This is a genomic window from Micromonospora sp. NPDC023644, from assembly GCF_040640115.1.
Lineage (GTDB): Bacteria > Actinomycetota > Actinomycetes > Mycobacteriales > Micromonosporaceae > Micromonospora.
Window position 1 is genome coordinate 1 of the sequence record NZ_JBFABA010000104.1, and the last position, 6967, is coordinate 6967.

At 77.1% G+C, this 6967-nt stretch carries 6 protein-coding genes; 2 read left to right on the forward strand and 4 right to left on the reverse strand.

All coding sequences use genetic code 11. The features are described from left to right. Window positions 1–14: 14 nt before the first annotated feature. Together AB0G08_RS29960 and AB0G08_RS29965 are read right to left on the reverse strand one after the other, a co-directional pair. On the reverse strand, window positions 15–806 hold the full coding sequence (locus AB0G08_RS29960; RefSeq protein ID WP_358094282.1) for a DUF72 domain-containing protein: 792 nt from the start codon (window positions 804–806) through the stop codon (window positions 15–17). An 11-nt stretch (window positions 807–817) separates the two neighbouring features. Continuing rightward, entirely contained in the window at window positions 818–1570 is a 753-nt protein-coding gene (locus tag AB0G08_RS29965) for a PIG-L deacetylase family protein (RefSeq protein WP_358094285.1), read from the reverse strand. A 215-nt stretch (window positions 1571–1785) separates the two neighbouring features. Here AB0G08_RS29965 and AB0G08_RS29970 point away from each other — a divergent pair, with 215 nt between their 5' ends. Together AB0G08_RS29970 and AB0G08_RS29975 are read left to right on the forward strand one after the other, a co-directional pair. Then, window positions 1786–2076 (forward strand): hypothetical protein, encoded by a 291-nt coding sequence (locus AB0G08_RS29970; protein ID WP_357883262.1) that lies wholly within the window; start codon window positions 1786–1788, stop codon window positions 2074–2076. Window positions 2077–2085: 9 nt separating this feature from the next. Beyond that, the gene (locus tag AB0G08_RS29975) at window positions 2086–3354 is read left to right on the forward strand and encodes a cupin domain-containing protein (RefSeq protein WP_358094288.1); all 1269 of its coding nucleotides are present in this window, start codon (window positions 2086–2088) and stop codon (window positions 3352–3354) included. Window positions 3355–3482: 128 nt separating this feature from the next. Here AB0G08_RS29975 and AB0G08_RS29980 read toward each other — a convergent pair whose 3' ends face one another. Further along, on the reverse strand, window positions 3483–4148 hold the full coding sequence (locus tag AB0G08_RS29980; protein WP_358094291.1) for a hypothetical protein: 666 nt from the start codon (window positions 4146–4148) through the stop codon (window positions 3483–3485). Continuing rightward, window positions 4145–6817 carry an FtsK/SpoIIIE domain-containing protein gene (locus tag AB0G08_RS29985; protein ID WP_358094294.1) on the reverse strand — a complete coding sequence of 891 codons (2673 nt, stop codon included), beginning with the start codon at window positions 6815–6817 and terminating at the stop codon, window positions 4145–4147. The genes AB0G08_RS29980 and AB0G08_RS29985 overlap by 4 nt, the downstream gene beginning before the upstream one ends. Window positions 6818–6967 lie beyond the last annotated feature (150 nt).

The window sequence follows — 6967 nt, forward strand, 5'->3', positions numbered from 1 at the left end:
GGCCGACGCGCCGTTCACGCCGGCCCGCCCGCCGGCCCCCGACGACGCGGCCGCGGAGCGGGAACGCGGCTGACCGACCGGCCGGCCCGGCGGGCGAGCGCGGCGAAGGCCGTCGCGTCGACGATGGCGGCGCCGCCGGGGTCGTTGTTGAAGTAGACGTACGCGGGCTCGTCGTCGCCGAAGCCGTCGGCGAGCCGGCGCACCCAGGAGGCGAGCGAGGTGCGGCCGTACCGGGGCCAGGGGTTGGCCCGCCCCTCGTGCAGGCGCAGGTAGCCGAAGTCGGTGGTGCGCCAGCGGGGTGCGACGGGCCGGCCGAGCCGGTCCGCCCAGACCAGTGCCGCCCGCCGCCGCTCCAGCACGGCGCGGGTGGCGTCGGTCCACCACGAGGGGTGCCGCGGCTCGACGGCGACCCGCACGTCGGCGGGGAAGAGCCGCAGCGTGGCGTCCAGCGCCGCCGGGTCGGCGGGCAGGTTCGGGGGCAGTTGCAGCAGCACCGGGCCGAGCCGGTCGCCGAGCGCGGTGGCCCGGTCCAGGAAACGGGCCACCGGCTCGGCCGGGTCGCGTAGGCGCTTGATGTGGGTGAGGTAGCGGCTCATCTTCACCGCCACGCAGAAGTCGTCGGGGGTGCGGGCCCGCCAGGCGGCGAAGGTGTCGCGCTCGGGCAGCCGGTAGAAGGCGTTGTTCACCTCCACCGTGGCGAACCGGGCGGCGAAGTGCTCCAACCAGAGCCGCTGCGGCAGCCCGGCAGGATAGAAGCGGCCCCGCCAGTCGCGGTACTGCCACCCCGAGGTGCCGAGCAGGATCATCCGCGCCGTCCCTACCAGAGGTCGAAGTGGAAGACCTCGAAGGCGGCGCCGTGGCGGACGCCCAGCCGGGTGCCGGCGGGGCGGCTGAGCCCTTCGAGGAACTCCTCGGCGTCGAAGCTGCCGTCGCCCAGCCCGGCCAGGTACGCGTCGTGCGCCCTGAGCGAGGCCACGCCCCGCTCGAAGGTGTCGGTGACGTCCACCCCGTGCGCGGCGAGGGGGGAGGAGGCGGCCCAGACCTGGCGTACCCCGTTCCACGGCTCGACCCCGTCGACGAGCTGCTCCGGGAACACCCACCGGTTGCCGGCGTCGCGGACGGCGTCCAGCACCGCCCGCCCGGTGGCGATGTGGTCGGCCTGGTTCAGCGTGTACGCGCCGTCCCAGGTGTCCCGGAAGTTGTTGGTGATCACGATCTCGGGGCGGTGCCGGCGGACCACCCCGGCCAGGGTGCGGCGCAGCGGCACGCCGTACTCGAGGATGCCGTCGGGGAGGCCGAGGAACTCCACGGTCTCCACCCCGACCAGGGCCGCCGACTCGCGTTGCTCCCGCTCCCGGACCTCCCTGGTCCGCGCCGGGGGCATCGCGTCGATGCCGGCCTCGCCGCTGGTGACGAGGCAGTAGACGACCTGTTTGCCCTGCGCCGTCCAGCGGGCGACCGCGGCGGCGGCGCCGAACTCCAGGTCGTCGGGGTGGGCCACGATCGCCAGCGCGCGCTGCCACTGCTCGGTCACCGGCTCGAGCGGGCGGGGCCCGGTCGTCTCGGTCATCGTCACCTCCAGGTCGAGAGGACATCCTGTCACCGTCGGCGCCGTGGCGCCGCGCGACGGCACACCTCCGACGGCCCGACCGGGCACGGCGAACCGCCGGTGTGAACCGGATCGGACGTCTACGGTGGGGTTAGAGAAGATCGCGCGGGGGGTACCACCCGCTGCACGACGGACCCCGGCGTAACGGCGGGGCGGCACATCCCTAGGGAGCACCGATGGCACTCAACGACGACGACATGCAGACCACCAGCGGCGGCGGCCTCGAGGGCCCGGCCGACGGCGGCGCGACCCCGGGCCAGCAGGACGGTGGCGCCGACGGTGGTGCCGACCGCGGTGCCGAGCGTGGTGCCGACAAGGGCGCCGACCAGGGTGCGGAGGGCCCCGCCGACGGCGGCGCGACCCCCGGCCAGCAGGACGGCGGCGCCGACGGTGGCGCGGAGGGCCCCGCCGACGGCGGTGCGACCCCGGGCCAGCAGGACGGTGGCGCCGACGGCAGCGCCGCCTGACGGATCGCCGTGACAGACATCGACCCGCCGGGCGGCCACGGCCGCCCGGCGGTGCCGTCCGAGGCCGCCGCCGCGCTCGCCCGCTGCGTGTCGGTCGAGCCCGCGAAGTTCGCCGCCGCCCACTGGGGCCGCACGCCGCTGCTCTCCCGCGCCGACGAGCTGCCCAACCCGGCCGGCTTCACGGATCTGCTCAGCCCCGCCGACGCCGACGAGCTGCTCAGCCGCCGCGGCCTGCGTACACCCTTCCTGCGGATCGCCAAGGACGGCCAGCTCGTGCCGGCGGCCCGCTTCACCGGCGGTGGCGGCGCCGGCGCGGAGATCGCTGACCAGGTCCTCGACGAGCGGGTGCTGGAGCTGTACGCCGGCGGCGCCACCCTCGTCCTGCAGGGCCTGCACCGCACCTGGCCGGCCCTGATCGACTTCACCCGCGAGCTGGGCACCGCCGTCGGGCAGCCGTTGCAGGTCAACGCCTACCTGACCCCGACCGGCAGCCAGGGCTTCGCCACCCACTACGACACCCACGACGTCTTCGTCCTCCAGGTCGACGGCCGCAAGCACTGGCGGATCCACCCGCCGGTGCTGCCCGACCCGCTGGAGAAGCAGACCTGGGGCGGCCGGGCCGACGAGGTCGCCGCCACCGCCGACGGGCCCGCCGCGCTGGACGTGGTGCTCGCCCCCGGCGACGCGCTCTACCTGCCCCGCGGCTGGCTGCACAGCGCGCAGGCCCAGGAGTCCAGCTCGCTGCACCTGACCGTCGGCGTACGGGCGCTGACCCGCTACGCCATGGTCGAGGAGTTGCTCGCCCTCGCCGCCGAGGACCAGCGGCTGCGCGCCACGCTGCCGTTCGGCACCGACGTGGCCGACCCGGACGCGATCGAGCCGGAGCTGACCGAGACGGTGGAGGCGCTGCGGGACTGGCTGCTGCGGGCCGACCCGGCGGTGGTCGCCGCCCGGCTGCGGCAGCGCGCCTGGCCGGCCGCCCGGCCCGCGCCCATCCGGCCCCTGGCCCAGGCCGCCGCGCTGGCGGCGCTGGACGTCGACACCCGGCTCGCCCCGCGCCCCGGCCTGCGCTGGCGGCTCACCCCGCGCGGTGACCGGGTCGCGCTGGTGCTGTTCGACCGCACGATCACCCTGCCCGCGTCGTGCGCGCCGGCCCTGCACGCCCTGCTCGGTGCCGGACCCGTCCGGGTCGGCGACCTGCCGGGGCTGGACGACGACGCCGACCGGCTCACCCTGGCCCGTCGCCTGCTGCGCGAGGCGGTACTGGTCCCCGCCTGACCGGGGGGCCACGGTCCAGCACGGGGCCACGCTTCAGAAACGGGGCCACGGTTCGGCAGCGGCGCCGCGATTCGGTGGCGGCGCCGCGATTCGGTGGCGGAGCCAGGGTTCGGCGGCGGGGCCGCGGTTCAGCGGCCGGCGACCAGCAGCGCGACGGTGGTCACCAGCCCGGCGACGAGCACGACGGTCATCGGCCGCGGGCCGAGCACGGCGTGCCGTCGGTCGGCGAGGACCTTCGCCGGCACCAGACCGACCAGCGGGCCCAGCAGGGTCACCACCAGGGCCAGCACCGGCAGCCCGACGCCCAGCTCGCCGCCGTACCGGTCGCCCGCCGCCCGGGCCGCGCCGCCGAGGGCGTACGCGAGCACCGCGCCGGCCACCCCGCACAACGCCAGCAGCGGGTTGACCGAGCCCGGCAGGTCGCCCGGCTGGCGGGTGCGGTTGAGCAGGTCCCGCACGCCGGCCAGCAGCGCAGCCGGGTCACCCGTCGCCCCGGGCACCGGCGCCGGTGGCCCGCCCACCCGGCGGCCCGAGCCACCGAGCCGACCGCGCAGCAGCTGCCACAGGTCGGCGACCTCGGCGTCCACCCGTTCCTGCTCCTCCCGGGCGTCCACCAGCTCCCGCTCCGCGCGCCGCAGCTCGGCCTCCGCCTCGGCGACGGCCCGCTCGGCCGCGGCGCACTGCTGGTCGTGCCAGGTGTGCGCCTCGGCCCGCTGGACGCGCACCCGCGCGCTCAGCTCGGCCAGCCGACGGATCTGGGCCGCGTACGTCTCGCTGGTCACCGGTTCGTTCATCGCGCGGGTCCGTAGGGGATGATCACCTGGCCGGTGCGGTGCACCGCCCGGTCGAAGAACAGCCCCCGCCAGGGGCGGGGATACCAGTCGGGGCCGCCGGTGCCCGGATAGAGCGACGAACCCAGCTCGCCACCGTGGGCGTCCAGCGCCACCCAGGCGCCGATCTGGTCCGTCCGGGCCGCCGGTCCGCCCAGGTCGGCGCGCATCCGGGCGACACCCCGCCACCAGGCCAGCACGTGGGTGCGCCGCTCCGGCCCGTCGTGCAGGATCCGGCGCAGCTCCTCCAGCCCCGTGCGCCGGCCGATCCGCGTCGCCAGCGCCCCGGCCGCCGCGTCGACGGCGAAGAGCAGCAGGTAGTGCGGGGTGCCCGGCGTGGCGAGCCCCTCGGCGGCCTCGACCATCAGCTCGCCGACCGTCTCCTCGTCGTACCAGGCGGCGTCGTCGGCGAGATCCTCGTAGAGGGACCGGGCGGCCGGGTCGGCGTCCGGGTCGAGGCAGGCGATGGAGAACCGGGCCGTGCCGGGGCGGTGCTGGCGGGCCAGGGAGCGGGCCGCCGCGTCGAGCACCGCGCAGGCCTCGTCGACCCGGGTGCCGAGCACCGCCAGGTTGCGGCCGGGAGCCCGGGGCAGCCGCAGCGCCGCCGAGCGGGCCTGCACGTCGATGATCTCGCCGAGCAGCGCGACCGGCGCACGCGGGTGCCCCGTCTCCGGCGCGGTCAGCGCCCGGTGGTCCGGCGCGTCGGCGAGCCGGGGGATCGCGTCGCCGTCGAAGAGACGGGCCGGTGCGGCGTCCTGCGGCCGCATCCGCCACAGCCGGTGCTGCAACTCGCTCCACGTCTCCCAGTCGCTGGCCGACGGGATCCGGGCCACCTGGTTGCCCTCCGCCATGCCCGACTCGGCGTTGACCACCGCGTGGTGGCGCGGCAGGGACTGGGCGGCGTCGTTGCGCTCGGCGAGGATCCGCAGGGCCTTCGGCAGCGCGATGCGCAACGTGAACTGCGCGACCAGGGCCGGCCGGCCCCACAGCGCCTCGATGCCGCGCACGTCCTGGGAAGCGAGCACCAGGTGGATGCCCTGGGAGCGGCCGCGCCGGGCCAGGTCCTCCAGCAGGTCGGCCGCCTCCCGGGCGACCACGTCCCGCCCGGCCAGCAGCATCTGGAACTCGTCGACCACCGCGACGATCCGCGGCCAGTGCCCTGTGGGGTCGACCGCGCGCAGCTCGGCGAGCTTGGTGACCTCGTGCTTCTTCGCGGCGTCGGCCCGCCGGCGCAGCTCCTCGGCGAGGAAGCGTAGCAACGCCAGGCCGAACTCCCGGTCGGTGTTGACGTTGATCCCGACGAGCCGCATGTGCGGCAGCCAGCTCGGGTCCCGCCGGCCCTTGGCGAACCGGGCGAAGGACACCCCCTCCTTGAAGTCCAGCAGGTAGAACTCCAGCTCGCTGGGGGAGTAGCGGGCGGCCAGCGCGCCGATCCAGGCGAAGATCAGGTTCGTCTTGCCGGTGCCGGACGGGCCGCCGATCAGCGCGTGCGGCGGGTAGTCGCCCAGGGTGAGCAGGACCGGCCGGCCGTGCGGGCCCTCGCCGATCGGGGCGGTCAACCCGGTGGCGGAATCCTCCCGCCACATCTGTTCCGGAGGCGGCAGCAGGTCGGTGAACGGGGTCGGGGCGGGGCCGGCGTTCACCCGTGCCGCCACCTCCCGGCAGGTCTCGGTGACCAGGGCCGGCGGGGGCGGTGGGTCGAGGCGTACGGGCAGGCCGGTCGGCCCGCCGATCCGGGCGCCGTCGGCGTGCGCGCCCACCCGCGTCACGGTGGGATCCTCGGGCAGTGACACGCCCCGGACCACCAGGTGCACGCCGCAGGCCGCTCCGGTGCGGACCACCCGGTCGAGTTGGCCGCGCTCGTGCCGCGACAGCTCGTCGCCGCCCAGCAGCACCGCCACCCGCCACGGCTCGGGCCGGCGACCGGTGGCGGCGGCCAGCTCGCGCAGCGAGCCGTACTCCCCGGCCAGCACCGTCTCGTTGATCCGGCGGATCTGCTCGACCAGGTCGTCGAGGAGCCGGGCCAGCCCGCCCGGGCCGACGAAGGTGAGCAGCCCGGCGGTGCCGAGGGGCGCGAAGCCGGCCAGGCCGCCGCCCAGGTGCTCGGGGTCGTAGCCGACCAGCCGGACGGCGCCCGGGTCGGCCCGCCCGACGCCGCGCAGCAGCAGCGCCGACACCACCGCGTCGCAGCCCTCCCGGTCGTCCCCGGTCAGCTCGACGTGGCCGGCGTCGAGCAGCGGCACCAGCGCCGGCACCGGTTCGGCGCCGGGGATGCGTACCGTGCCGATGCGCAGCGCGCCCGGCGGCTCGGCCCGCCTTGTCGGGGTGGACCGCCACCGCGTCCAGTCCGTGGAGGCCGCGCCGGGGGCCTCCCGCTGCGCCGCGTCCGCCGCGCGCCGGGCCAGCTCCGCGATCCGTGCGGCGTGCCGATCGGCGATCTCGGCCAGCCGCCGGTCGCGCTGCGCGCCCACCCGCTCCGGCACGACGGCCGCGGCCCGCCGGACCTTCGTCAGCCGCTCCCGGGCCGTGGTCAGCTCGGCCTGCGCGGTGGACAGCCGGGTCCGGGTCGCGCCGAGGGCCTCGCCCAGCATGCCCCGGACCCGGGTGACCAGCTGGCTGCGCCGGTCAGCCATCGACGCCCCGCCCGCGCGGATCCGCGCCGCCGCCCGCCGCCGGCCGGCCGGCCGGCGGACTCGACCAGACGCGGCCGGCCGACCCGGGCCGCCCCGCGGCGGGTCCGTCGGCGGCCGGTCCACCCCGTCGCGCCACCGGGCCGTCGGTGC